The sequence below is a fragment of the Bradyrhizobium sp. LLZ17 genome (assembly GCF_041200145.1).
GTDB lineage: Bacteria > Pseudomonadota > Alphaproteobacteria > Rhizobiales > Xanthobacteraceae > Bradyrhizobium.
In genome coordinates, this window is sequence record NZ_CP165734.1 from 5,955,767 (window position 1) to 5,980,715 (window position 24,949).

Genomic DNA, 24,949 nt, shown 5'->3' on the forward strand with positions numbered 1-24,949 from the left:
AGGATGCGGAACTATCATTGCGAAATTGTGGCCTTCGCCTCATCCAGAATAACGAACCAACGGGTCGCGCGAAAGCCGCGCGCCCGATTGACGAGCTTTCTCCGCGATTGCATCCGGCGGGGCTGGAGGCCAGGACGCGTCGCGGCAGCATCAGTCGATCAGTCCCGCATTGCGGGGCCCGTTGGTGTCCCCTCAGCCGACGCCGGTCATCTTCGGCAGATGAATGGCGCGGCCGAGTGCCTGCTCGACCAGATCGAAGGTGTCGATCAGCACGCGCATGTTGATCAGCCGGTGCGCCCTGAACTGGGCGAACTGCGCGACCCGCAAGCTGATCGGCTTGTCGGAATCCAGCGCCGTCAGCGAATAGCGCAGCATCGAGGAGGCGGAATCGACGCCCAGCATGATGCTCTCGCGCTCGAAGCGGCGGACCTGGAAGTTGTCGGCCAGCTGGCGAATGACCTGCAGCACGGCCGCCTTGCCCTGGCGCGCGCCGAGGAACGGAAACATGTCGATCGGGCCGTAGACCGCCCAGTCGACGTCCTCGTCGATCAGGGCCTCGATATCCTCGAAATGCCGGTCGTTGATCGCGCGGTGCAACGCGCGCGAGAAACGCCAGAGGCTGTGCTCTGTCATTTTGGGACGTCCTGGATTGGCTTTAAAAAACGAAAAACAACCCCACGCGCGGTCGGCGCTTGGGGGCTCAATTCATTAGTGTACGAACAAATAGGCGATTTCGGCCAAAACGCAAATCACGTTTTTGCAATGCACAATTGATCGCACTTTGTGAGATTTACAATAGGACCCCGTAATCTCCCGGGTCCGGTCGCCCTGGCCAGGACCTTTTCGGTGAGCGCCGTTATACCTCGTCCGCCGGCGCAGCCACGATCAATGGGCCGATCTCGCGCTCCAGCACCTGCTGCACCAGATCGTAGGAATCGATGATCTCGCGGATCTGCGCGATCAGTCCGTCGCGAAATGTGTAGAACACGGCCATGTCGACCTGGATGATGCGGTCGTTGCTGCGCTTCCTGAAGAACACGTGCAGATAGGCCGCGACCGTGTCGCCCTCGGCGACGATTTGCGGCACCTCGTAGCGGGTCTCGACGTAGCGGGCCTGCACCGTGCCCCAGTATTCGCGCAGCTCGGCCTTGCCGTGGCGCGGGCCCATGTGCGTCAGCACGTCGATCGGCGCGTGGGTGAGGAAGTCGACATCATCGGTGCAGCACGCCAGCGCGGCCTCGAGATCGGCGCGGGTGATGGTGTCGAGCAGATGCAGCACGCGCCGGCGATTGAGCTTCTCGACCGTCATTCCGCCCGTCCTCTTTGGCCGCGTGAGGTGCGCAACATTTGCGCGTCGCACCGGCAATCCGCAAGATCACAGGGATATTGCAGACGTATGACGCGCGAGTGCAATACCAGGTTCATGGCTGCAATTTTCGGTTGAGAGGGCGTGCGCTTGCACGAATTCATGCAAGGTCCTGCGTCTGATGCGCGGAGCGCAGGGACTATCGCGCAATGGCGAAAGCAGCGATCGTTCGTGGAACCGCAACGCGCCTAAGCCCGTTGAGCCCTGCTATTCCTCTGGAGACCTCCATGACACGTTCTTCCATCGCCCTCGCCGCCGCGCTGCTCATGCTGGGCGCGACCTCCGCCGCCAACGCCAAGGGCTGCATCAAGGGTGCCATCGTCGGCGGCGTTGCCGGCCACTATGCCGGCCATCACGGCGTCCTCGGCGCAGCCGCCGGCTGCCTCTACGGCAGGCATCATGCCAAGGAACAGGACAAGCAGCAGCAACAGAGCCAGGTGAACGGGCAGGGCAAGCTGTAGGGAAACTCTCACCCGCCGGCGGTGCGCTCCCTCGCCCCGCTCTTCGCGGGGCCGCGACGAGCTTCGCTCGCGCTGAGAGGGTTGGGGTGAGGTGCTGCGTCCGCGAATTCGGTGAAAGACGGACTCGCGGAGACTCCCCCTCACCCGATCGCTTCGCGATCGACCTCTCCCGCATTCGCCTTCGCTGAAGCTTCGGCGGACAAGCGCGGGGCGAGGTAAAGGGCATCCCGCCGCACCCACGTGACCCATCTCACACCACCCGGACTCCCACCGCGGCTAACGTCATCCCCACACCATCAGGGAGATGTGCCATGGCCGTCACCGCCGCCACCAGAAAGCCCCGCCTGCACAACGCGCTCGAAGGCTCTGCGCTGACCGCCATCCTCCAGAGCTTCCCGACCTTCGCCACTGCGGCGCTGCTGCTCAAGCTGTTCGGCAATCACGACCTCGTCGGCGACCCTGGCGTCGCCGTCTTCGTCGCCGTCGCGTCGCTCGTTCACGCGGTGATTGCGGTGACGCTCGGGCCGGAGATCCCCGCGTTGTCCAGGGTGCTCTACGAGCCGAGCTTCTTCGATTCCACCCTGTCACTCGCCGACAAGATCACCGAATGGCGCACCCACCCGGCCGCCTCGATGCAGCTCGTCGCGATCGTGCTGATGCTGTCGGTGATGGCGGTGGTGACGGCGAGCGTGGGGTGAGACGTTAGGAGTACGGCAGGACTAGCTCAATTGCCCACGAGAGAGGTGGGGACGATTCCCTATCAAGTTCGCCCGTAATTCAACTGATGTGAAAACGCTTGGAGCCACTCGGAATCTCTAGCCCGCCTCGGTTACGGCCAATTCAAACTCTCCATCAGGTTCCTCGCGATCAATTCTCCGGTGATTGACGAGTAACGTGCGTATCGTCATAGGCGATACATCAAAATGCTCAGCCACTTCTTGTTGGTTCTCGATGGAGTAGTCACTTTTTAGCATCTCATCCACGGCATCAAATGGACTCAAAAACTCGGCTGCAAAGGAACGTTGCATTTTCTGTCGATAAGTGTGCGCCCGAGTAGCCGGGAATAGCTTGCTGCTCGTTGCATTCACGACGCGATCTCCCAAAAGACGGGCAAGTTCAAATCTTCGACCGGTCTTCCATTTCGATCTCAACACGATGCGTCCGTGACTCGGATTTTCGTCAAGCGCGAACGAGATATTGGCGCCGCCTTTATGGCCGTCCAAGACTGATGCTTGAGTCCCGATCATATTTGTCAGTTGCTCGTCGCTTATTTGCTTTGCACCCAGTCCCTCTTGCTCCCGCAAGGCTTGTGCTGCTGCAGCTCCATAGCGCCACGCAGGAACCTGACCGTGGCGAGGTAAGCCGGCACCTGAGCGTATTCGTGCTGCTTCTCTTGGCGCGGCGTCATGCCCGTTTGTTCTAGCAATCTCACGAAGTTCATGCGCCGTTATTACGCGGCCCCCGATCCCGTGGTCCGCTGCGATCTCTTCAATCGTTGCATCACTCAATTCCTTTGCGTCTGCGATGAGTTGCGTCAGTATTTCTGGATCAACCTCATCAGGCTCTCGTCCCAACAGCGCCTCAAGCTTTCGGGTTCGCCCCAGCGCAGGCGTCCCCCGTTCCTCGATCACGCCTGTCCAGATCTTATCGAGATTGGTATTCGGAATCTTCTCTACATCCAGTCGCGCCAGAACTTGGTCAATGAATGTGGTCACCCCAGTTTCAAACTCAGATGCTTGAATCACAGCGGCGATGTCTGCAATATATCGATAGGGGCTCTTAGCGCGCTCTTCGGTAGGTTTAGCAAGCCGACCTATCGCTGCAATTCGTCGCTTTGGATTATTTCCTGGACGTGCCACGATACTCTCCCAAGTGCGGCGTTATCCCAGCAGACGCCGCCGCCGATCTACTAATACTATAAATTGAAGCATGGCGTCATTGCTACCTCTTCTTCCACCCACCCCTATGTCCCGGCATCCCACCCGTCGATTTCGGCGCCGGGCCGAACTCCGGTCCTGATTGCCGCGAGTCCGTGGGCTGGATGATGCGGCTCTCGCCGCCGAACGGTTTTGACGGCAGCGCGCGGTCCCCGCGATAGGGGAGCGATTCCGGGCCGTGCATTTCGTCCAGATGCGGCTTGTGCACCTTTGAGCCGCCACTGCCGCCGCTCGCTTTCAACGCGGAGCTCACGGTCTTTTTCTTCATCGCGCTCACCGGGAGATTCGCGGCGTCGCCGTACTTCTTCGCACCCGCATAGGCGCCGGCCTTGCCCTGCACGGTGCGCTGCTTGACGGTGGGGTCGTCGACGACGGCGAGCTCGGTGGCGCGCAGGCGCTTGACTTCGTCGCGGAGGCGGGCAGCTTCCTCGAAATTCAGATCGGCGGCGGCCTCGCGCATCCGCGTTTCCAGATCGCCGAGCACGGCTTCGAAATTGTGGCCGATCGAGATGACGTCGTCGGTCATGTCGTGACCGCCGATCTCGACCAGCACATGGTCGCGCTCGTAGACGCTGTTCATGATGTCGCCGATCGACTTCTTGATGCTCTCCGGCGTGATGCCATGCGCTGTGTTGTACTCGACCTGCTTCTCGCGGCGGCGGTCGGTCTCGGCGATGGCGCGCTGCATCGATCCGGTCATCTGGTCGGCATAGAGGATCACCTTGCCGTCGACGTTGCGCGCGGCGCGGCCGATGGTCTGGATCAGCGAGGTCTCGCTGCGCAGAAAGCCTTCCTTGTCGGCATCCAGGATCGCGACCAGCGCGCATTCGGGAATGTCGAGGCCTTCGCGCAGCAGATTGATGCCGACCAGCGCGTCGAACGCACCGAGGCGAAGATCGCGGATGATCTCGATGCGCTCGATGGTGTCGATATCGCTGTGCATGTAGCGGACGCGGATGCCCTGCTCATGCAGATATTCGGTGAGGTCCTCCGCCATCCGCTTGGTCAGCACCGTGATCAGCGAGCGGTAGCCGGCCTGCGCGGTGGCGCGGACCTCGCCGACGAGATCGTCGACCTGGGTGCGGGCCGGGCGAATGTTGACGGGCGGATCGATCAAACCCGTGGGGCGGATCACCTGCTCGACGAACACGCCGCCGCTCTCGTTCAACTCCCAGGCGCTGGGCGTGGCCGAGACCGCGACCGTCTGCGGCCGCATCATATCCCACTCCTCGAACCGCAGCGGGCGGTTGTCCATGCAGGAGGGCAGGCGGAAGCCGTATTCGGCCAGCGTCGCCTTGCGGCGGAAGTCGCCGCGGAACATGCCGCCGATCTGCGGCACGGTGACGTGGCTCTCGTCGGCGAACACCAGCGCGTTGTCGGGCACATATTCGAACAGCGTCGGCGGCGGCTCGCCGGGCAGGCGTCCGGTCAGATAGCGCGAATAGTTCTCGATGCCGGCGCAGCTTCCGGTCGCCTCCATCATCTCGAGGTCGAACGTGGTGCGCTGCTCCAGCCGCTGCGCTTCCAGCAGGCGGCCCTGGTCGTGGAGCTGGTCGAGCCGCATCTTCAATTCGGATTTGATCGACTTGATCGCCTGCACCAGCGTCGGGCGCGGCGTCACATAGTGCGAGTTGGCGTAGATCTTGATGAATTCGAGCTCGTCCTGCTTGTGGCCGGTGAGCGGATCGAACTCCTCGATATTCTCGACGGTGTCGCCGAACAAATTCACGCGCCAGGCGCGGTCCTCATAGTGCGCCGGGAAGATGTCGATGACGTCGCCGCGCACGCGAAACGTGCCGCGGGTGAAATCGGCCTGGGTGCGCTTGTATTGCAGCGCGACGAGGTCGGCGATGAGCTGGCGCTGGTCGATGCGCTCGCCCTTCTTCAGGGCGAAGGTCATCGCGGTGTAGGTCTCGACCGAGCCGATACCGTAGATGCAGGACACCGACGCGACGATGATGACGTCGTCGCGTTCGAGCAGCGCGCGCGTCGCCGAATGGCGCATGCGGTCGATCTGCTCGTTGATCGACGAGTCCTTTTCGATATAGGTGTCGGTGCGCGGGACGTAGGCTTCCGGCTGGTAGTAATCGTAATACGAGACGAAATACTCGACCGCGTTGTCCGGGAAGAAATTCTTGAACTCGCCATAGAGCTGGGCGGCCAGCGTCTTGTTCGGCGCCAGGATGATGGCGGGGCGCTGCGTCGCCTCGATCACCTTGGCCATGGTGTAGGTCTTGCCCGAGCCGGTGACGCCGAGCAGCACCTGCGAGCGCTCGTTGCGCTGGATGCCCTCGACCAGCTCGGCGATCGCGGTCGGCTGGTCGCCGCGCGGCTCGTAGTCCGACTTGATCTCGAAGCGCACGCCGCCTTCGGACTTTTCCGGGCGCGGCGGCCGGTGCGGCGTCCAGACCCGCAAGCTGCCGTCGTCCTTGCGGAACTCGGGGCGCCCCTCGCGGATCAGCGATTCCAGCGCGTCCGCGGTGGCCTTGACGCCGAGCGCCTCCATCTTGCTGCGCGGCGGCCGCGCAAGCGCCTCGGCATCGTCCTCCTCGGTGGGCAGCCCGAGCTGTCGCGCCAGTTCCGGATCGAGCGTCGGGATCGTGGCCGCCGTGCCGTAATTGGCCTGCGGTGCTTCTTCCAATCCTGCGGGCCGATCAGCCGGAAAGTCCTTGGGCGTCGAGGCGCGCGCGCGATGCGCGGCGGCTTCGCCCCCGGAGCGGCGGTCGCGCGAATTGTCCGGCGGCGGCTGGAGACCGGTGCCCGAGCCCATGCCGGCATCGCCGCGATTGATCGCGGGATTGAGCAACTCGGCCAGCGCCGGCCCGATCGGCTGCACGTCGGGCCGATGGGCTTTGGAGTTCGGCGCCTTGGATTTGGGGGATCTTGTGGGGGGAGCAGGTTTCTTCGCCATGCCCCGAATATGGGACGAGTCCGCCGCTCAGGAAAGGGCGAATGCCCGTCCGCGCGCAGGCTGCTGACAGCAGGTTGGCAGCAGGGGCGCGGCCGGTTGTGCGCTCACGCCACCGGCGGCGGCCCGCCGTCGTCCTCGGCCGCCACGCGCGGCTCGAGGATGTCGAGATGGACGCCGCCGCAATCGGTGCAGCGCAGGGTCCAGTACTCGCATCCGGCGCGGCCGCCGATCACACGGAGCACCGTGAGATCGCCATCGCATTCCGGGCATTGCGACAGCACGTTGCGGGCGTAGATCTTCGGCCGCGCTGCGTCTTCGATCTCGATGATTGACATGGCCGGTTCCCCCGTTTGCGCCGTGCTGTCCCTGCTCGGATTGAAATCCGCCGGCTTATTCGTCGTCACTGTCGTCGGCACGGCGGCGAAAGCGATCGATGTGGTGCTTGGCGTCGGCGATCGCCGCGTCGGGATCGGGCCAGGCGAAGCCGACTTCCATGGCGGGAAACAGCACGCCGTCGATGGCAACCGGGCTGAAATCGGCGCGCCGGATCCGGGCGTGCCACAGTCCCTGGCCAGCTTCGAAGGATTCGATGTCAAAGCCGTCGTAGAGGGTCGTCATTGGTGGTCCCCAATTTGTCGTGTCGGAGGGTCAGGGGACCACATTTGCGGATTTTGGAATGTGAAGCCGTTCACACGCGGCCGGATTTATCGGCCGAACACGTGAGAAGGTTAGCCGCGTGTGGCGGCGCGTCCGGGCCGCCGCGGACGGGCCGCGGGTTCCGCCGCCGCGCGCATGATCCAGCGGCGGAACGCGGCAAAATCGCGCTGCTCGGTTTGAAAGCTGCGATAGAGCAAATACCAGCGCATGCCCTTGGGCACCGAGAGATCGAACGGCGCCACCAGCCGGCCGGCGGCGAGATCGTCGTCGATATAGGGCCGGATGCCCATCGCGATGCCGAGCCCGTCGGCGGCGGCTTGCAGCGCCTGGCCGTAGAACTGGAACTCCGGCCCGCGCGCGTTGACCCGGGTGACGCCCGCGGCCTTGAGCCAGATCGGCCAGTCTTCGGTGGAGTGCGTGACGCGGATCAGGCTTGGGCCCTTGAGATCGGCCGGGCGCTTCAGGCCGGAGGCGAGGCGGGGCACGCAGACCGGGGTAAGGTCGCCGGCGAACAATGGTTCGGCGACGAGGCCCGGCCAGTCGCCGCTGCCGAGCTTGATGCCGCAGCTCCAGTCCTCGCCGAAGGCGACCTCGGCGCCGCCGGTGGTGAAGCGCACCTCGATGTCGGGCTCCTCGCTGCGAAACTCCGACAGCCGCGGGATCAGCCAGCGCATCGCAAACGTATGCCCGACGCCGATGGTGAGCACGCGGACGCCCGACGGCGCCGTGACCTGCGCGGTCAGGCTTGCGAGCGCATCGAAGATCGGCGTCAGCCCGCTCTGATAGGCCCGCCCGGCGAGCGTCAGCACCAGTCTGTTGGCCTTGCGCTCGAACAGCGCGACGCCAAGCCGCTCTTCCAGGATGTGCACCATGCGGCTGACGGCGGCCGCCGAAACGTTGAGCTCGAGGCCCGCCGCAGCAAAGCTGCCGGTCCGCGCCGCCGCCTCGAATGCCTTGATGCCGTTGAGAAAGAGCAGCCGCCGCAAATCGGACCCTCAGCAAAGCTGATGCCAGGGCAAGATAACTCAGTTTGCCTGCTTCCCACAAGCGAGGCACAAGAATGAGTGTAATTCCAGCTGATTTGCTCAGGCAGAGGCGGCTCCTTCGCCTCTCCCCGCCCGCGGGGAGAGGCCGGAATTTGCGAAGCAAATTCCGGGTGAGGGGAGCCTCCGCGAATCGAACTGCCACCGTGATTGCGGCAGCAGCCCCTCACCCCACCCTCTCCCCGTAAGAACCGGGCGAGGGAGTGAAATAGCGTTGCGTCCCTGACCTGCCGTATTCACACCGGAGACCCCTCGTGACACCCATCATGATCGCTGCCCTTGGATTGCTGATGGTCGGCACCGCGTTCCTGTCGGGGCTGTTCGGCATGGCGGGCGGGCTGATCCTGATAGGCGTGCTGCTCGCCTTGATGCCGCTGCCGACCGCGATGGTGCTGCATGCGATCACGCAGATGGCGTCCAACGGCTGGCGCGCGTTGCTGTGGCGCGCGCATATCCGCTGGCGCCCGGTCGCAAACTATATGGTCGGCGCTGCCGTCGCGCTCGCGGCCTGGTCGCTCACCCGCTACGTGCCGGACAAGCCGGTGGCGCTGCTGCTGCTCGGCGCTACGCCGTTCATGGCACGGCTGCTGCCCGCCAATATCAAGCCCGATCCTGACCGCCTCTGGCAGGGCACCGTCTACGGCACGATCTGCATGGGCTTGATGCTGATGACCGGCGTGTCGGGCCCGCTGCTCGATACCTTCTTCCTCGGCGGCGATTTCGGCCGGCGCGAGAAGGTCGCGACCAAGGCGATGTGTCAGCTCGTCAGCCATTTCACCAAGCTGATCTATTTCGGCGGCATCATCGACCAGGCCGCCACGCTCGATCCCGTGCTCGCCGGCGTCGCGATCGCCGCCTCCATGCTCGGCACCACGCTGGCACGGCGCCTGCTCGAGGCGATGACCGACCAGCAGTTCATCGCCTGGTCGATGAAGCTGATCACCACCATCGCCTGCTATTACATCGCCTATGGCAGCTGGCTGCTGGTTCGCACACCCGTGCTCGCCGCCATCGCCAAGGCGGGTTCGCAATGAACAGAGGATTGCCATGAGCGAGAGCGCCGATCCGCTGGTGCTGGATTTTGTCGAATGGGTGGCGCGCGAGCCGCGCGCCTATGCCGAGGTGATCGCGACCTGGAAGACCTCGTGCCCGCGCCTCACCATCTGGGAAGACGCCAGCGAGCGCGGCTATGTCGCGCGCGAGACGATTGCAGGTGTCGGCTTGATCATCGCGGTGACACCGGATGGCGAAAGGCTGTTGCGCGCGCACGGGCGCTGAACTCCCCACATCGTCATTGCGAGCGCAATCGAAGCGATCCAGAATGCGTCACTTGCTTCGCTTCGCTCGCAAGGACGGAATACCGGGAGACCCCTTTCATGTCGCTCAAACTCTACGAACTCGTCGGCACCGACGCCGCGCGGCCATTCAGCCCGTTCTGCTGGCGCACTCGGATGGCGCTGGCGCACAAGGGGCTGTCGGCGCAATCGCTGCCGTGGCGCTTCACCGAGAAGAGCACGCTCGCGCCGCATGGCTCGGAGAAGGTCCCCGTGCTGCTGCATCACGACCAGCCCGTGGTCGATTCCTGGACCATCGCGAATTATCTCGAAGACAATTTTCCCGACCGGCCGTCGCTGTTCGGCGGCGAGGGCGGCCGCGCCATGGCGCGCATGATCAATGCGTGGGGCGATATCGCCATCGTCGGCGGCATCTTTCCGCTGATCATCGCCGACATCCCGAACAACCTCGCCGAGGTCGATGCCGCCTATTTCCGCAAGTCGCGCGAGGCGCGCTTTGGCGGCAAGACGCTGGAACAGATCATGGCCAGCCGCGATACCGGCGTGGTCGGCTTCCGCAAGTCGCTGGAGGTGATGCGCCAGACCTTCAAGACGCAGCCCTTCATCGGCGGCGACGCGCCGAACTATGCCGACTACATCGTGTTCGGCGGCTTCCAATGGTCGCGCGTGGTCAGTCCGTTCAAGCTGCTGGAAGCGGATGATCCCGTCTACGCCTGGCGCGAAAAACTGCTCGATGCGTTCGACGGCATGGCGCGGAGATCGCCGGGGCATCCGGTGTAAGTTCGTAGGGTTCGTAGCCCGGATGGAGCGAAGCGCAATCCGGGATCTGCGCCCGCGGAAAGATTCCCGGATTACGCTGGCGCTCCATCCGGGCTACGCGCCTCCGCTGCTGACTTTCTCAAACACTCGCGGCACAGGCAATCCTCGCCCTTGACCGGCATCGGCAAGCGCGCCGGCTCTTCCGCGCACCAGCATGTGCCTGAGCGATCGCAGCTGAATTCGGTGCCGCAGCGGGAACAGGCGAGGCGGCGCGGCTGCGGTTCCTGCATCGGAGTTTCTTTCGAATTTGTCATGATCTGCGCCGAAGCTTCCCCGTCATTTTCATATCGGGTTCATCTCCCGCTGCGGTATATTAGGCCTCACGCGCAGACACGTGAAGCGGTTGGGAAGGCGCAGAGGACAAATTGATGGCCCGCGATTCGCAAGCCGCGCTGGTTGCGCTCAATCGATTCGGCTTCGGTGCCCGCGGCGGGGCATCCGGCGATCTGATCAATGCCGCCTCCGATCCGCGCGGTTTCGTGAAGGCGGAATTGGCCCGCCCCTCAGGCGTGCTGCTGGAGGCGCCGGGCCTGCAATCGACGCCGCAGCTTGGGCAGGCCGTGTTCGCCTATCAGGACGAGGTCAAGCAAGCGCGCGAAGCGGCGGCAAAGGCCGGCGCGCCGACCGAAGCGCCCCCGGCGCAGGCCCCTGCCGAGCAGAAGCCCGGGCCGCGCCGTAATCTGTCGCTGAACACGGTCGCGACCGAGATCGCCGGCAAAACGGACGGCGCCAAGCTGGCCGACAATGCTGCGAAGCCGGACACGATGCAGCCGAGCGTCGCCGCAAAGCCGGCGCCGCAGCCGCTCAATGTCATCCAGAAGACGTTTCGCGCCGAGGCGCTGGCACGCTTGCAGCGCGCGACCTTGGCCGATTGCGGCTTCACCGAGCGGCTCGTCGTGTTCTGGTCGAACCATTTCTGCATCTCCGCGAGCAAGGGCGAGCTGGCGCGGATGTGGGCCGGCGCGTTCGAGCGCGAGGCCATCCGCCCGCACGTGCTCGGGCGCTTCGCCGATATGTTGAAGGCGGTGGAGCAGCATCCGGCGATGCTGTTCTTTCTCGACAACCAGCAATCGCTCGGACCGGAGTCGCGCGCAGGGCAAAATCGCAAACGCGGGCTGAACGAGAATCTCGCACGCGAGATCATGGAGCTGCATACGCTCGGTGTCGGCGGCGGCTACACCCAGGAGGACGTCACTTCGCTCGCGCGCATCATCACGGGCTGGACTTTTGCGGGACGGCAGGGGCAGTTGGGAACGCCGGGCTCCTTCGTGTTCAACGCCAACGCGCACCAGCCCGGGCCGCAAATGCTGCTCGGCAAGACCTACGAGGCGACCGGTCTGGCGCAGGGCGAGGCCGCGCTGGCCGACATCGCGCGCCATCCGTCGACGGCGAATTTCGTCGTCACCAAATTCGTTCGTCACTTCGTCGCCGATGATCCGCCGCAGGCTTTGGTCGCGCGATTGCGCGATGTGTTCGTCAAGACCAACGGCGATCTTAAGGCACTTGCGACCGCGCTGGTGGATTCCGACGAGGCTTGAAGCTGCCGCTGACCAAGATGCGCTCGCCCTATGATTTCGTGATCGCCGGCGGCCGGCTGCTTGCGCGCGTGCCGGAAGATCCCGGCCCCTATCTCAACAACCTCAATTTGCTCGGCCAGCCGCTGTGGTCGCCCGCCGGCCCCAACGGTTTTCCCGACACCGGCGCCGCCTGGGCTGCGCCCGAGGGCATGAAGCTCCGGCTCGACATCGCCTCGCAGATGGGCGCCCGGCTCGGCAACACCATCGATCCTCTCGATCTTTTGGAGTTCGCCGCCGCGGATGCGGCGTCGGTCGAAACGCGGCGGACCATCGAGCGCGCGGAATCGCGCCAGCAGGCGCTGGCGCTGCTGTTGATGTCGCCGGAAATGCAGAGGAGATGACGTGATGGACTGCACCGAGAACCGGCTCATCACCTCCCGCCGCAGCCTGCTGCTCGCCGGCGCATCCTTCGCCGCCTGGGCCTATCTGCCGAAATTCGCGCGTGCGGCGGACGGGCGCGATCCGCGCCTGATCGTGGTGATCCTGCGCGGCGCGCTCGACGGGCTCGCGACGGTCGCCCCCATCGGCGATCCCGATTATGCCGGCCTGCATGGCTCGATCGCGCTGACGGCGGATGGCGCCCATCCCGCGATCATGCTCGATTCCTTCTTCGCGCTGCATCCGGCAATGCCGGAATTCGCCCGCATGTATCGCGATAGGCACGCCGCGGTGATCCATGCGGTGGCGACGCCCTATCGTGACCGCTCGCATTTCGACGGCCAGGATGTGCTCGAGAGCGGTTACGCCGGTCCCGGCCGCGTGCAGTCCGGCTGGCTCAACCGTGCGCTCGAGGCGCTGCCGCGGGGCGAACGCGTCTCGAGCGGACTTGCGGTCGGTCCCACCACGCCGCTGGTGCTGCGGGGCAATGCGCCGACGGTCGGCTGGGTGCCGGTGGCGCTGCCGCAGGCGGATGACGACACGGCGATGCGGCTCGTCGAGCTCTATCGCCACCGCGATCCCACGCTGGCATCGGCGCTGTCGCAAGGTCTCCAGCTCGAGAAGGCGGCATCCGGCGACGACATGAAGCCGAAGCCGGGCAATGCGGTCGCGCAAATGCGGCAGGTGGCGCGCGGCGCCGCGAAACTGATGGCGGCCGATGACGGTCCGCGCATCGCCGCGCTGGCGTTCGACGGCTGGGATACCCATGCCAACGAGGGCGGGCCGGTCGGTCGTCTCGCATTCCTGCTCGGCGGGCTTGACGGCGCGCTTGCCGAATTCGAAAGCGGCCTCGGCGATCGCTGGCGCGACACCGTCGTTGTCGTCGCCACCGAGTTCGGCCGCACCGCCCGCATCAACGGCACCGACGGCACCGACCACGGCACCGGCACGATTGCGCTGCTCGCCGGCGGTGCGGTGAAGGGCGGCCGCGTCATCTCCGACTGGCCCGGCCTCAAGCCCGCCAACCTCTTCGAGGCCCGCGACCTCAAGCCGACGACCGACCTCCGCTCCGTGATCAAGGGCGTGCTGCAGAGTCAGTTCGGCCTCGGCGATCGCGTGCTGGCCGAGACCGTGTTCCCCGACAGCGCCAGCGCCAGGCCGATGAAGGGGCTGGTTGCCTAGCCCGTCATTCCGGGGCGCGCGTAGCGCGAATCCGGAATCCATTCATCCACCAGTTCTGCAGCAAAATGGATTCCGGGCCCGCGCCTTGCAGCGCGTCCCGGAATGACGAGATAATGGGAAGCGTCAGGAGAAACAAGCAATGTACATCGCCATGAATCGCTTCCGCGTCAGCAAAGGCTCGGAAGCCGCGTTCGAGCAGGTCTGGTTGTCGCGCGATACCCACCTCGACAAGGTGCCGGGCTTCGTCGAATTCCATCTGCTGCGCGGGCCAGAGCTCGAGGACCACACGCTCTATGCTTCGCACACCGTGTGGGCAAACCATGCGGCGTTCGAGGGCTGGACCAAGTCGGAGGCGTTTCGTGCCGCGCATCAGCGCGCCGGCGACAACAAGCCGCTCTATCTCGGCCATCCCCAATTCGAAGGCTTCGAGGTGGTGCAGACGGTCGGACGCGGCGCGAAATAGCGCTGCGCCAAGCCTCAGCCCCTGGTCATCTGATCGATCTCGGCGAGATCCTCAGGACTGAGCTTCCAGGCGATCGCCTTGACGTTCTCCTCGACCTGCTCGACCCGGGTGGCGCCGGCGATCACGCTCGATACCTGCGGGCGCGCGGCGAGCCAGGAGAAGGCGAGCTCGAGCATGGAGTGTCCGCGCGCCTTGGCAAAAGCCTGGAGCTTTTCGACGATGTCCTCGTTGCGCGGCGTGACGTAGCGGTCGCGCAGCGCCGGCGCTTTGCCGAAGCGCGTGTCGGCGGGTGCCGCCGCACCGCGCTGGTACTTGCCGGTGAGCAGCCCGCTTGCGAGCGGGAAGAACGGCAGCAGCCCGAGCTTGTATTCCTGCGCGGCCGGCAGCAGATCCTTCTCGATGTCGCGAACCAGGAGGCTGTATTCGTCCTGGGCCGAGACGAAGCGGCTGACATTCATCGCGCGCGCGGTGAATTCGGCTTCCGCGATGCGCCACGCCGGGAAGTTGGAATTACCGATGTAGCGGATCTTGCCCTGGCGAACGAGATCGTCGAGCGCGCGCAGCGTCTCCTCCATCGGCGTCAGCGGATCGTAATCGTGCTGCTGGTAGAGATCGATGTAGTCGGTCTTGAGCCGGGTCAGGCTGGCCTCGACCGCGTTCATGATGTAGCGGCGCGAGGCGCCTTGCTTGGTGCCGTCGGTCGCCATCGGCTTCGAAAACTTGGTGGCGAGCACGATGTCTTTGCGGCGGTCGCCGAGCACGGTGCCGAGCACCGTCTCCGAGCCGCCCATCCCTGCATAGATGTCGGCGGTGTCGAACAGCGTGATACCGAGATCGATCGCGCGGTGGATCACCTTGCGCGAGGTCTCCAGATCGGTGCGCTGGCCGAAATTGTTGCAGCCGAGCCCGACCGCAGAGACGCGCAGGCCAGATCCGCCGAGATTACGAATTTCCATGGGAGATCCTGTCAAAACCAATGCAGGAGCCCATTGTGACGGCGGTGCGCCGCACCAGCAAGGCGGGACCTGCGTTGCTGCCATGCCGAAAGAACCCAAGGGCAAAAAAATGCGGCCCCAGTCAGACGCGGCGACTGACGGGGACCGCTTGGGGCGCTTGATCGGTGACGGGGGGCCAGATCAGACGCGGGTGCAACCTAAGCCTGAAGTGTTACGCGCCGGTGACAGGCGGGGTTATCCACAGGCTCTCGCGGTGGATCAGAAGATCTTGCGATAGACGATGAAGCCGGAGCGCTCCGCGACCTTGTCGTACAGGCTCTGCGCCCTGACATTGGTCTCATGCGTCTGCCAGTACACGCGCGGCGATCCCGCGAGCTTTGCGCGCTCGTAGACGCCGTGGATCAGCGCCGAGGCAACGCCCTTACCGCGTGCGGCCTCGAGCGTGAACAGATCCTGCAAATAGCAGGATGGTTCGATCGCGGTGGTGCTGCGATGGAACAAATAATGGGTGAGGCCGAGCAGGCGCCCATCGCTCTCCGCGACCAGCGCATGCACCGGCTCGTAGGCATCGAAGAAGCGCTGCCATGTGACGCGGGTGATCTCGGGTGCAAGCGCGGTCGGGCCCGAGCGGCCGTAAAAGGCGTTGTAGCCGTCCCACAGCGGCAGCCACTGATCGTAGTCCTGCCTGTTGACGGAGCGAATCGTGAGCGACATCGGAAACTCCGCGAGCAATGAAGAAAGCTTCATACGTGATGGGGGGCGCCCCGATCAATCGCTTGCGAGTCGGATGGACATTCGGCCGTGGCTACAGAGCGCCATGCGGCTCACCCTTCCCACGCATCGGCACGAAAGCGGTGGCGGTGATGGCATAGACCTCTTCGCCGCGTTGGTTGGTGCCGGTGGTGCGCGCCGTCAAGATGCCCCAGCCGGGGCGCGAGCCGGAGGCGCGCTTGTCGACGACCTCGCTGAGGTAGCTGACGGTATCGCCTGCAAGCACCGGCCTGATCCAGCGCAAATCGCGAAAGCCTGGTGACGGCCCCCACACCGCGACCTCCTCGCCGCGCGCGGCGGCTTCTCGCGCCAGGCGCTGCCCGTCCGCGACGAGAAGACTCATGCAGGCCGAGCCGACATGCCAGCCCGAGGCCGCGAGCCCGCCGAACAGCGAGTTCCTGCCTTCCTCCTCGTCGAGATGAAACCGCTGCGGATCGAATTTCGCGGCGAAATTCTTGATCGAGTCCGCAGTGAACGTATAGGCGCCGATCTCGCGGCGCTGTCCGATCTCGATGTCTTCGAAGAACCGCATCAGACCGCTCCCTCGCGCCGCTTGACCAGGATCGGCGAGGTCATCTCGCACAGCGCCTGGCCTGCCGCGTTGCGCGCGGTGCATTTGAATTTGACGATGCCGAGCCCGGGCCGGCTTTTGGAGGTGCGCGCCTCCAGCACATCGACGTCGAGCGTGAGGTCGTCACCGGGGCGCAAGGGCGCGAGCCATCGCACCTCGTCGACGCCGGGAGAGCCCAGCGAAGCGGCGCGGGTGATGAAGCCGTCGGCCATCATCCGCATCATCAGCGAGCAGAGGTGCCAGCCCGAACCGGACAGGCCGGCCAGCATGCTCTTGGCTGCGGCCTGCTCATCCAGGTGCATCGGTTGCGGATCGAACTCGGCGGCAAAGGCCAGGATCTCGTCGCGCGTGACATGGCGCGGGCCGAACGTGCCGAACCGGCCGGGTGGGAAATCTTCGAATGTCAGGGTCATCTTTGGATTGCTGGTGGGAATGACAGATTGTGGCCGCACTTTGCGGCAATCTCAACCCGCCGGCCCGCATGGCTCGTGCTACATTCGGCGAGTCGGGCCGGAAGGGGCTCCTGGTCAGATTGACGCGGCCGGCGGCGCGGTTTGCCCGGGGGAGAGAGATGTTTTCATTCAGCGACCTGTTCCAATGGGACCGCTTCATCACGCCGACGATCATCAAGACCTTCTACTGGCTGGTGATCGGCGTGATCTGCCTGTTCGGACTCTCCGGCATCTTCGCAGGCCTCAGCGCCATGGCGATCAGTCCGTTCGCCGGCTTCCTGGTGGTGCTGGAGTCGATCGCCGGAGTCGTCGTCGGCATCGTGTTCTCGCGCATCGCCGCGGAACTGATCCTGATCGTCTTCCGCATCAACGAGCATCTCGGCGCGATCCGGGACCAGGGCGGCGGGGTGCGGTGACGCAGCTGCCGTAGGGTGGGCAAAGGCGCAAAGCGCCGTGCCCACCATCTTTCTGCGATCCGAGTGAAGCGGTGGGCACGCTTCGCTTTGCCCACCCTACGGCACCGCTGTTGGTGCCTTACGTATTGAACCGGAAATGCATCACGTCGCCGTCGGCGACGACGTATTCCTTGCCTTCGAGACGCAGCTTGCCGGCATCGCGCGCACCGGCTTCGCCGCCCAGCGCGACGTAGTCCTCATAGGCAATGGTCTCGGCGCGAATGAAGCCTTTCTCGAAATCGGTGTGGATCACGCCGGCCGCGCCCGGCGCCTTGGTACCGCGATGGATGGTCCAGGCGCGCGCTTCCTTCGGTCCCACCGTGAAATAGGTGATGAGGTCGAGCAGCGTATAGCCGGCGCGGATCAGGCGATCGAGACCGGCCTCTTCGAGACCCAGCGTCTCCAGGAAGTCGGCGCGCTCGTCACGCGAGATGGTGGCGATCTCGGATTCGATCTTGGCGGAGATGACGACGGCAACGGCGCCTTCCTTGGCAGCCTGTTCCTCCACGGCCTTCGAGAACGAATTGCCCGTGGCCGCCGAGCCCTCCTCGACGTTGCAGACATAGAGCACCGGCTTCGACGACAGCAGGCCGAGCATTCCGAAGGCACGCTCCTCCTCGGCCTTGCGCTCGACCAGCCGCGCGGGCTGGCCCTCGCGCAGCAGCACCAGCGTGCGGTTGACGAGGTCGAGCTGCTCCTTGGCGTCCTTGTCGTTGCCCTTGGCTTTCTTGGCGAGATTGTCGACGCGCTTCTCGAGGCTGTCGAGATCGGCGAGCATCAGCTCGGTCTCGATGGTCTCGATGTCGGCGAGCGGGGCGATCTTGCCCTCGACATGGGTGATGTCGGAATCCTCGAAGCAGCGCACCACATGCGCGATGGCGTCGACCTCGCGGATGTTGGCGAGGAATTGGTTGCCGAGACCTTCACCCTTGGAGGCGCCGCGCACCAGGCCTGCGATGTCGACGAAGGTCAGTCGGGTCGGAATGATCTGGCCCGATTTGGCGGTCGCCGCAAGCTTGTCCAGCCGCGGATCGGGCACGGCGACCTCGCCGACATTCGGCTCGATGGTGCAGAACGGATAGTTTGCCGCTTGTGCGGCCGCCGTCTCGGTCAGCGCGTTGAACAAGGTCGACTTGCCGACATTGGGCAACCCGACAATCCCGCATTTGAATCCCACGACCGCTATTCCTTGCCGTTGTCGTCCTTGGTCAAAAATCCCTTCGCCTGCATCGCGAGATGCACCCTGTTGGCGAAGGTCGCGTCCGTGCCCTTGGCGAGCAGTGCGGCGTGCTCGGCCACCGCATCGCAGAGCGTCGTCACCCAGTCGTTGTCGGCCTTGGCAAAGTCCGACAGCACATGGCCGTGCACCAGTTCCTTGATGCCGGGATGACCGATGCCGAGCCGCACCCGGCGGTAGTCGTTACCGATATGGGCGGAGATCGAACGCAGGCCGTTATGCCCGGCGATGCCGCCGCCGATCTTCACCCGCACCTTGCCCGGCGGCAGTTCGAGTTCGTCGTGGAACACGGTGACGTCGCCGGGCGCGATCTTGAAGAAGCTGGCGGCTTCCTGAACGCTGCGGCCGGAGTCGTTCATGTAAGTCGTGGGCTTGAGCAGGATCACGCGCTCGGTGCCGAGCGCGCCTTCCGCGGTCTCGCCCTGAAAGCGGCGGCGCCATGGCGAGAAACCATGATGGCGTGCGATCTCGTCGGCGGCCATGAAGCCGATATTGTGCCGGTTACGTGCGTATTTCGCGCCGGGATTGCCGAGCCCAACAAACAGTCGCATGACGCGGCGCGCCCCTCGCTCGGCGCGCGATCAGGGATCGCGCGCCAGCTTTGAGAGATTACTTCTTCTTGTCGCCGCCCGCGGGAGCCTTGGCTGCCGGAGCCTTGGCAGCCGCCGCAGGTGCAGCAGCACCCGCCGCCGGCGCAGCCGCGCCAGCCGCCGGAGCAGCCGCAGCGCCCGGAGCCGCAGCACCAGCCGCAGCAGTCGCCGCCGCCTTCTGCTCTTCAGCGTAGCCGGACGGCGGCACGATGGTGACGAGGGTGGCGTCCTCGCGGGTCAACGCCTTGACGCCGGCCGGCAATTTGACATCCGACAGATGCAGCGAGTGACCGATTTCGAGCGAGCCGACATCGGCCTCGATGAACTGCGGGATGTTCTCGACGCCGCATTCGAGCTCGATCGCATGGGCGACGATGTTGACGGCGCCGCCGCGCTTCACGCCGGGCGAGCCTTCCGCCTTGACCACGTGCAGAGGCACGCTGATGCGGATGGTGGCGCCTTCGCCGAGCCGCATGAAGTCGACATGGATCGGGAAGTCCTTGACCGGATCGAGGTGGAAGTCGCGCGGAATTACGCGGTGCTTCTTGCCGTCGAGGTCGATGTCGACCAGCGTGGTCAGGAAGCGGCCGGCCAAGATGCGCTGGCGCAGTTCGCGGTCTTCGACCGAGATCGTGAGCGGGGGTTGCTTGTTGCCGTAGATCACTCCGGGCACTTTCCCGGCGCGACGCTCAGCCCGGGCGGCCCCCTTGCCGCTCTTCGGACGTGCGGTCGCCTTCAATTCCTTGATGGTCGCCATAACGTTAAGTCCCTGTTTTTGCAAAAGTTAATGGGCCGCAAGGCGGCCCATGGTGCAGTCCACAGCAAGCCTCCAGGGGTGCGGGGGCCGTGAACTTGGCCGGCTTTTAGCGGGAAGACGCGGAAATGACAAGGAGAATGGGCTGGCGGACGGGGACGGGTAGCCCGGATGGAGCGCAGCGTAATCCGGGGTGTTCCACGGGGCTCGGCTCCCGGATTGCGCTGCGCTCCATCCGGGCTACGGGACTGCCGTCAGCCCCCCAGCTTGGCCTCCAGCGCCGCGATCCGCGTCTTCAAGGCCTCGTTCTCCTCACGCGCCAAGCGGGCCATGTCCTTGACGGCCTCGAATTCCTCGCGCTTGACCAGGTCCATGTCGCGCAGGAATTTTTCGGCCTGGTTGCGCAGCACGGTGTCGAACTCGCGCTTGGCGCCCTGGGCGGCACCGGCGGCGTCGTTCATCAGGCGGCCGATCTCGTCGAAAAACCGGTTGGTGGTCTGGGTCATTTCGGTCTCCTTGGCGTCGCCGATAAACTTTGCGCGAACTCTGCGAAACACAATGGCAATCCGAACCGGGCGGTTCAAGGGCCGGCCGGAGCCATCCTTGTCATGCCCCGGTTTCCTTGCAATCGTATTCAACGTCCCTGCATAACAAGAATCACAAAGCGGAACGCAAGACATGATCGACCAGCAGATCGCAATTCCCACCAAGGACGGCCACACCGCGACGTTCATCACCCATCCCGAGCGCGGCGGCCCCTTCCCGGTCATTCTGTTCTACATGGACGCGCCCGCGATCCGCGAAGAGCTGCGCGACATGGCGCGCCGGCTCGCAACGTCGGGCTATTACGTGATGCTGCCGAACCTGTATTACCGCTCCGGCGTGATGGAGCTCGGCCCGCTGCCGGCCGATCCGAATGCACCGGAGCGCAAGCGCATGTTCCAGCTGATGGGCTCGCTCAGCATTGCCATGGTCATGGACGACACAAGAGCGCTGCTCACCTATGCCGAGGGCCAGCCGGCCGCGAATACCAGGCTGATCGGCACCGTCGGCTACTGCATGAGCGGCCGCTACGCCATCAGCGCCGCCACGCATTTCCCCGACCGCGTCAAGGCCGCCGCGTCGGTCTACGGCACGCAGCTTGCGACCGACCAGGACGACAGCCCGCATCTCGCGGCAGACAAAACCAAAGCGGAGCTGTATTTCGCCTGCGCCGAGACCGACATCTATGCGCCCGCGGAGATCATCGCGAAGGTGAAGCAGGGCATGAGCGGCGCAAAAGCCGAGGTCGAGATCTATCCCGGCACCCATCACGGCTTCGCCTTCCCCAAGCGTCCGGTCTACGACCGCGACGCCGCCGAGCGGCATTGGGAGCGCCTGCTCGCGCTCTATCGCCGCAATCTCGTCTAGCCCCTCGAAGGTGCGATGCAGCTTCTTCTCATCGACTTTCCGTCCTTCAATCCGATCGCGGTCGCGATCGGGCCATTCGCGATCCGCTGGTACGCGCTCGCCTATATCGGCGGCATCGTGCTCGGCTGGCTCTATGCGCGCTCGCTGCTGAAGAACGAGCGGCTGTGGGGCGGGCCCGCGCCGATGTCGCTGGTGCAGATCGACGATTTCATCCTCTGGGTCACGCTCGGCATCATCCTGGGCGGCCGCACCGGCTATGTGCTGTTCTACAATCTGCCGTTCTTCATCGAGCACCCCGCCGCGATGTTCCGGCTGTGGGAAGGCGGCATGTCGTTTCATGGCGGCTTCCTCGGATGCGTCGTCGCGGTGATGTGGTTTGCCCGCCGCAACCGCATCTCGATCCTGTCGCTCGGCGACATCACCACCGCGGTCGGCCCGATCGGGCTGTTCCTCGGACGGATCGCCAATTTCATCAACGGTGAATTGTGGGGCCGCGCCACCGATGCGAGCCTGCCCTGGGCAATGATCTTCCCCAACGACCCCACCCATCTGCCGCGCCATCCAAGTCAGCTCTACGAGGCCGGCATGGAAGGCATCCTGCTGTTCACGGTGCTCGCGGTGATGATCCGTTTCGGCGCGTTGAAGCGGCCCGGCATGATCCTCGGCAGCTTCATCCTGATTTACGGGTTGACCCGGATCGCCGGCGAGCAATTCCGCGAGCCGGATGTCCAGCTCGGCTTCCTCTGGGGCGGATTAACCATGGGCATGCTGTTGTCGATCCCGATGCTTATTGTTGGCGGTATACTCATAGTAAGGGCCGTGCGGCGTGGTACGCCGAAGCCTATCGAGGCCATTCGTTAGTTCATTTCGAGAAAGCAGGCCGTGACCGACTCGCCGCTGTTGAACGAGATCAAGGCGCTGATCAAATCCTCAGGTCCCATGCCGGTGTGGCGGTACATGGAACTGTGCCTGATGCATCCGCGCTACGGCTACTACGTCTCGCGCGATCCGCTCGGGCGTGAGGGCGACTTCACCACCGCGCCCGAGGTCAGCCAGATGTTCGGCGAGCTGCTGGGCCTGTGGACCGCCTCGGTGTGGAAGCAGATGGGCTCGCCGCAATTCCTGCGGCTGATCGAGCTCGGGCCAGGCCGCGGCACCATGATGGCGGACGCGCTGCGCGCCCTGCGCGTGCTGCCGCCGCTCTACCAAGCCATCCATGTCCACCTGGTCGAGGTCAATCCGGTGCTGCGCGAGCGGCAGAGCGCGACACTGTCGAACGTGCGCAACATCGCCTGGCACGACAGCATCGACGAGGTGCCGGAAGGGCCGAGCATCATCCTCGCCAACGAATATTTCGACGTGCTGCCGATCCACCAGATGGTCAAGCTCGAGAACGGCTGGCACGAGCGCGTGATCGAGATCGATCCCAACGGCAAGCTTCAATTCGGCGCGGCGTCCGAGCCGACGCCGCGCTTCGACGTGCTGCTGCCGCCTTTGGTGCGCGCGGCACCCGTCGGCGCGGTGTTCGAATGGCGGCCCGATTCCGAGATCATGAAGCTCGCCACGCGGGTGCGCGACCAGGACGGCGCCGCGCTGATCATCGACTACGGCCATTTGCGCAGCGATGCCGGCGACACTTTCCAGGCGATCGCGCGCCACAGCTTCACTGACCCGCTGAAGGCGCCGGGCCAGGCCGACGTCACCGCCCATGTCGACTTCCAGGGGCTCGCGCGGGCGGCGGAGGACGTCGGGGCACGCGTGCACGGGCCGGTGACCCAGGGCGATTTCCTCAAGCGCATCGGCATCGACACCCGCGCGGCCGCGTTGATGCAGAAGGCGGCGCCGGACGTCGCCACCGATATTTCGGTGGCGTTGAAGCGCCTGACCGACACCGGGCGCAGCGGCATGGGCTCCATGTTCAAGGTGCTCGGCATCTCCGAGCCGCGGCTGACCGGCATCGCCGGCCTCAGCGATCTCGAACAGGCTGGAGAGGGCTCATGACGCTTGCGTCGTCGCTGCTGTCAGCGGTGCCCGGTCTGCGCCATTGCTTCTTCACCCGTGAAGGCGGCGTCTCCAGCGGCATCTATGCGGCGCTCAACGGCGGGCTCGGCTCCAGCGACGATCCGGCCCATGTCGCGGAAAACCGCCGCCGCATGGCCGAGCATGTCGGCGTCGCACCGGACCGCTTCCTCAGCCTGCACCAGGTCCATTCGCCCGACGTGCTCGTCGCAGATCGCCCGTGGCCGAGCGGGCCGCGGCCGAAGGGCGATGCGCTGGTCACCAAAACGCCCGGCATCGCGCTCGGCGTCTCCACCGCCGATTGCGGGCCGGTGCTGTTCGTCGATCCCAGTGCGCGCGTCATCGGCGGCGCCCATGCCGGCTGGAAGGGCGCGCTGACCGGCGTGCTGGAATCCACGATTCTGGCGATGGAGAAGCTCGGCGCTTCGCGCAGCCGCATCATCGCCGCGATCGGCCCGCTGATCCGGCAGGACAGCTATGAGGTCGGCAACGAGTTCGTGGCGCGCTTCATCGAGGCGGATGCCGACAACACAATGTTCTTCATCCCGTCGGTTCGCGAAGGTCACGCGATGTTCGACCTTGCCGGCTTCATCCGGAAGCGGCTGGATGCCGCCGGCATCCTGATGATCGACGATCTCGGCCTCGACACCTATGCCGACGAACGCTTCTTCAGCTACCGCCGCTCGGTGCATCGCAAGGAGCCGGACTACGGCCGCCACATCCACGCGATCGCGCTGGAGGGGTGAACACACCGGCAACACACCCGTGTCATTCCGGGGCTCGCCAAGCGAGAACCCGGAATCCATCCTGCGCCAGTTCACGCCGTGAAATGGATTCCGGACTCGCACCAAGTGGCGCGCCCCGGTGTGTTTTGCTGCCCCCGCCCTAGACGTTAATGCGTTTTAACGATATCGCTGCCCTCAATGAGGGAAGCGTCATCTTTTCTGCGCCGCGCGGGCTCGCGCATGCTCACGGTCGTGCTGCTTGCGGCTGCGACCGCGCTTGGCGGCTGCGCCGGCGGTAATGGCGCCGCGAACTCCTATGCGATGGCGCCGAGCGCCGGCTCCGGGGCGACGGTCGCCTTCGAATCGATCGACGGGCCGCCGCCGCAGGTGTTCGACCGCATGGTCGGCATGCTCGACAGCGAGTCCAAGCTGCGCAGCCTTTCCGTCGTCTCCCGCGAAGGGACGGCTGCCTACCGCGTGCGCAGCTATCTCTCCGCCCAGGTGGTACGCGGCAAGACCATGATCGCCTGGGTCTGGGACGTCTATGACGCCAACCAGCAGCGCGCGCTGCGGCTCTCCGGCGAGGAACCGACCGCGGGGAAAGGCGGCCGCGATCCCTGGTCCGCCGCCGACGACCTGGTGCTGCGAAGGATCGCCCAGGCCGGATTCAGCGGACTTTCCAACATGATCAACGGCACGTCGGATGCACGGGGCACTGTTCCGGGCCTTCGCGGACCGGCGGTGGCAAGCGTGGCGCCCGAGGCGCCGGCAGCCGTGGCGCTCGGCTACGCCGAGCGATAACCCCCGCGAAACCACGGTCCCAAGTAGGCGCCAAACCGTTGGCCCGACTCGGGATTTCGAAGGGAAAACGTAGCATGCCGGGTTGCCAGTGCGGCCTTCGGCCTGATATTTCCTCGCCC

Annotated in this window: 29 protein-coding genes and 1 pseudogene; 14 read left to right on the forward strand and 16 right to left on the reverse strand. The window is 65.0% G+C overall.

Going from position 1 to position 24,949, the window contains the following annotated elements:
• Positions 1-192 precede the first annotated feature (192 nt).
• Positions 193-633 (reverse strand): nuclear transport factor 2 family protein, encoded by a 441-nt coding sequence (locus AB8Z38_RS28560; protein ID WP_369721012.1) that lies wholly within the window; start codon positions 631-633, stop codon positions 193-195.
• A gap of 223 nt (positions 634-856) precedes the next feature.
• A complete protein-coding gene (locus AB8Z38_RS28565) occupies positions 857-1,309 on the reverse strand; it encodes a nuclear transport factor 2 family protein (protein ID WP_369721013.1) in 453 nt (150 codons plus the stop codon).
• 284 nt (positions 1,310-1,593) lie between these two features.
• On the opposite strand from AB8Z38_RS28565, the gene AB8Z38_RS28570 reads away from it, so the two are divergent.
• The gene (locus AB8Z38_RS28570) at positions 1,594-1,827 is read left to right on the forward strand and encodes a hypothetical protein (protein WP_369721014.1); all 234 of its coding nucleotides are present in this window, start codon (positions 1,594-1,596) and stop codon (positions 1,825-1,827) included.
• A 311-nt stretch (positions 1,828-2,138) separates the two neighbouring features.
• Positions 2,139-2,525 carry a hypothetical protein gene (locus tag AB8Z38_RS28575; RefSeq protein ID WP_369721015.1) on the forward strand — a complete coding sequence of 129 codons (387 nt, stop codon included), beginning with the start codon at positions 2,139-2,141 and terminating at the stop codon, positions 2,523-2,525.
• 117 nt (positions 2,526-2,642) lie between these two features.
• Here the strand turns inward: AB8Z38_RS28575 and AB8Z38_RS28580 are convergent, their stop codons facing one another.
• The 5 genes from AB8Z38_RS28580 to AB8Z38_RS28600 all read right to left on the reverse strand — a co-directional run bounded on the left by AB8Z38_RS28580 (position 2,643) and on the right by AB8Z38_RS28600 (position 8,318).
• Positions 2,643-3,686, reverse strand: a complete 1,044-nt coding sequence (locus tag AB8Z38_RS28580) for a hypothetical protein (protein WP_369721016.1) — start codon at positions 3,684-3,686, stop codon at positions 2,643-2,645.
• Positions 3,687-3,768: 82 nt separating this feature from the next.
• Entirely contained in the window at positions 3,769-6,675 is a 2,907-nt protein-coding gene (uvrB, locus tag AB8Z38_RS28585; RefSeq protein ID WP_369721017.1) for an excinuclease ABC subunit UvrB, read from the reverse strand.
• 104 nt (positions 6,676-6,779) lie between these two features.
• Positions 6,780-7,010, reverse strand: a complete 231-nt coding sequence (locus tag AB8Z38_RS28590; RefSeq protein ID WP_369721018.1) for a hypothetical protein — start codon at positions 7,008-7,010, stop codon at positions 6,780-6,782.
• Between the two features lie 55 nt (positions 7,011-7,065).
• Complete coding sequence (locus AB8Z38_RS28595) at positions 7,066-7,293, reverse strand: hypothetical protein (protein ID WP_369721019.1); 228 nt, start codon at positions 7,291-7,293, stop codon at positions 7,066-7,068.
• Positions 7,294-7,403: 110 nt separating this feature from the next.
• Complete coding sequence (locus AB8Z38_RS28600; RefSeq protein WP_369721020.1) at positions 7,404-8,318, reverse strand: LysR substrate-binding domain-containing protein; 915 nt, start codon at positions 8,316-8,318, stop codon at positions 7,404-7,406.
• Between the two features lie 311 nt (positions 8,319-8,629).
• Here AB8Z38_RS28600 and AB8Z38_RS28605 point away from each other — a divergent pair, with 311 nt between their 5' ends.
• The 3 genes from AB8Z38_RS28605 (at position 8,630) to AB8Z38_RS28615 (ending at position 10,450) form a co-directional block, all read left to right on the forward strand.
• A complete protein-coding gene (locus AB8Z38_RS28605) occupies positions 8,630-9,409 on the forward strand; it encodes a TSUP family transporter (RefSeq protein WP_369721021.1) in 780 nt (259 codons plus the stop codon).
• A 13-nt stretch (positions 9,410-9,422) separates the two neighbouring features.
• Positions 9,423-9,653: a hypothetical protein gene (locus AB8Z38_RS28610; protein WP_369721022.1), complete on the forward strand. Its 231-nt coding sequence runs from the start codon at positions 9,423-9,425 to the stop codon at positions 9,651-9,653.
• A 98-nt stretch (positions 9,654-9,751) separates the two neighbouring features.
• A complete protein-coding gene (locus AB8Z38_RS28615) occupies positions 9,752-10,450 on the forward strand; it encodes a glutathione S-transferase family protein (RefSeq protein ID WP_369721023.1) in 699 nt (232 codons plus the stop codon).
• A gap of 71 nt (positions 10,451-10,521) precedes the next feature.
• On the opposite strand, the gene AB8Z38_RS28620 is transcribed toward AB8Z38_RS28615, so the two are convergent.
• Positions 10,522-10,743, reverse strand: a complete 222-nt coding sequence (locus AB8Z38_RS28620) for a hypothetical protein (protein WP_369721024.1) — start codon at positions 10,741-10,743, stop codon at positions 10,522-10,524.
• A 114-nt stretch (positions 10,744-10,857) separates the two neighbouring features.
• On the opposite strand from AB8Z38_RS28620, the pseudogene AB8Z38_RS28625 reads away from it, so the two are divergent.
• The 3 genes and pseudogenes from AB8Z38_RS28625 (at position 10,858) to AB8Z38_RS28635 (ending at position 14,089) form a co-directional block, all read left to right on the forward strand.
• Positions 10,858-12,407, forward strand: a pseudogene (locus AB8Z38_RS28625) (DUF1800 domain-containing protein).
• A gap of 4 nt (positions 12,408-12,411) precedes the next feature.
• Positions 12,412-13,626, forward strand: a complete 1,215-nt coding sequence (locus AB8Z38_RS28630) for a DUF1501 domain-containing protein (RefSeq protein ID WP_369726632.1) — start codon at positions 12,412-12,414, stop codon at positions 13,624-13,626.
• Positions 13,627-13,765: 139 nt separating this feature from the next.
• Positions 13,766-14,089 (forward strand): antibiotic biosynthesis monooxygenase, encoded by a 324-nt coding sequence (locus tag AB8Z38_RS28635; protein ID WP_369721025.1) that lies wholly within the window; start codon positions 13,766-13,768, stop codon positions 14,087-14,089.
• Between the two features lie 14 nt (positions 14,090-14,103).
• On the opposite strand, the gene AB8Z38_RS28640 is transcribed toward AB8Z38_RS28635, so the two are convergent.
• From AB8Z38_RS28640 to AB8Z38_RS28655, 4 genes are all read right to left on the reverse strand, one after another.
• Positions 14,104-15,045 carry an aldo/keto reductase gene (locus AB8Z38_RS28640; protein WP_369721026.1) on the reverse strand — a complete coding sequence of 314 codons (942 nt, stop codon included), beginning with the start codon at positions 15,043-15,045 and terminating at the stop codon, positions 14,104-14,106.
• Between the two features lie 258 nt (positions 15,046-15,303).
• Positions 15,304-15,759, reverse strand: coding sequence for an N-acetyltransferase family protein (locus tag AB8Z38_RS28645; protein ID WP_369721027.1), 456 nt, complete (start codon positions 15,757-15,759; stop codon positions 15,304-15,306).
• A 91-nt stretch (positions 15,760-15,850) separates the two neighbouring features.
• Positions 15,851-16,348 carry a MaoC family dehydratase gene (locus AB8Z38_RS28650; protein WP_369721028.1) on the reverse strand — a complete coding sequence of 166 codons (498 nt, stop codon included), beginning with the start codon at positions 16,346-16,348 and terminating at the stop codon, positions 15,851-15,853.
• The gene (locus AB8Z38_RS28655; protein WP_369721029.1) at positions 16,348-16,800 is read right to left on the reverse strand and encodes a MaoC family dehydratase; all 453 of its coding nucleotides are present in this window, start codon (positions 16,798-16,800) and stop codon (positions 16,348-16,350) included. Before AB8Z38_RS28655 ends, AB8Z38_RS28650 begins: the two co-directional genes overlap by 1 nt.
• A gap of 158 nt (positions 16,801-16,958) precedes the next feature.
• On the opposite strand from AB8Z38_RS28655, the gene AB8Z38_RS28660 reads away from it, so the two are divergent.
• Complete coding sequence (locus AB8Z38_RS28660) at positions 16,959-17,255, forward strand: DUF4282 domain-containing protein (RefSeq protein ID WP_369721030.1); 297 nt, start codon at positions 16,959-16,961, stop codon at positions 17,253-17,255.
• 118 nt (positions 17,256-17,373) lie between these two features.
• On the opposite strand, the gene ychF is transcribed toward AB8Z38_RS28660, so the two are convergent.
• The 4 genes from ychF to AB8Z38_RS28680 all read right to left on the reverse strand — a co-directional run bounded on the left by ychF (position 17,374) and on the right by AB8Z38_RS28680 (position 20,381).
• A complete protein-coding gene (ychF, locus tag AB8Z38_RS28665; RefSeq protein ID WP_369721031.1) occupies positions 17,374-18,471 on the reverse strand; it encodes a redox-regulated ATPase YchF in 1,098 nt (365 codons plus the stop codon).
• A 5-nt stretch (positions 18,472-18,476) separates the two neighbouring features.
• A complete protein-coding gene (gene pth, locus AB8Z38_RS28670; RefSeq protein ID WP_369721032.1) occupies positions 18,477-19,082 on the reverse strand; it encodes an aminoacyl-tRNA hydrolase in 606 nt (201 codons plus the stop codon).
• Between the two features lie 58 nt (positions 19,083-19,140).
• On the reverse strand, positions 19,141-19,878 hold the full coding sequence (locus tag AB8Z38_RS28675) for a 50S ribosomal protein L25/general stress protein Ctc (protein ID WP_369721033.1): 738 nt from the start codon (positions 19,876-19,878) through the stop codon (positions 19,141-19,143).
• A 251-nt stretch (positions 19,879-20,129) separates the two neighbouring features.
• Positions 20,130-20,381 carry an accessory factor UbiK family protein gene (locus AB8Z38_RS28680; protein WP_369721034.1) on the reverse strand — a complete coding sequence of 84 codons (252 nt, stop codon included), beginning with the start codon at positions 20,379-20,381 and terminating at the stop codon, positions 20,130-20,132.
• 172 nt (positions 20,382-20,553) lie between these two features.
• On the opposite strand from AB8Z38_RS28680, the gene AB8Z38_RS28685 reads away from it, so the two are divergent.
• The 5 genes from AB8Z38_RS28685 to AB8Z38_RS28705 all read left to right on the forward strand — a co-directional run bounded on the left by AB8Z38_RS28685 (position 20,554) and on the right by AB8Z38_RS28705 (position 24,830).
• Entirely contained in the window at positions 20,554-21,285 is a 732-nt protein-coding gene (locus AB8Z38_RS28685; RefSeq protein WP_369721035.1) for a dienelactone hydrolase family protein, read from the forward strand.
• A gap of 15 nt (positions 21,286-21,300) precedes the next feature.
• On the forward strand, positions 21,301-22,146 hold the full coding sequence (gene lgt / locus AB8Z38_RS28690; protein ID WP_369721036.1) for a prolipoprotein diacylglyceryl transferase: 846 nt from the start codon (positions 21,301-21,303) through the stop codon (positions 22,144-22,146).
• Between the two features lie 21 nt (positions 22,147-22,167).
• Entirely contained in the window at positions 22,168-23,286 is a 1,119-nt protein-coding gene (locus AB8Z38_RS28695; protein ID WP_369721037.1) for a class I SAM-dependent methyltransferase, read from the forward strand.
• Positions 23,283-24,050 (forward strand): peptidoglycan editing factor PgeF, encoded by a 768-nt coding sequence (pgeF, locus tag AB8Z38_RS28700; RefSeq protein ID WP_369721038.1) that lies wholly within the window; start codon positions 23,283-23,285, stop codon positions 24,048-24,050. The genes AB8Z38_RS28695 and pgeF overlap by 4 nt, the downstream gene beginning before the upstream one ends.
• Before the next feature lie 177 nt (positions 24,051-24,227).
• A complete protein-coding gene (locus AB8Z38_RS28705; RefSeq protein ID WP_369721039.1) occupies positions 24,228-24,830 on the forward strand; it encodes a hypothetical protein in 603 nt (200 codons plus the stop codon).
• Positions 24,831-24,949: the final 119 nt, after the last annotated feature.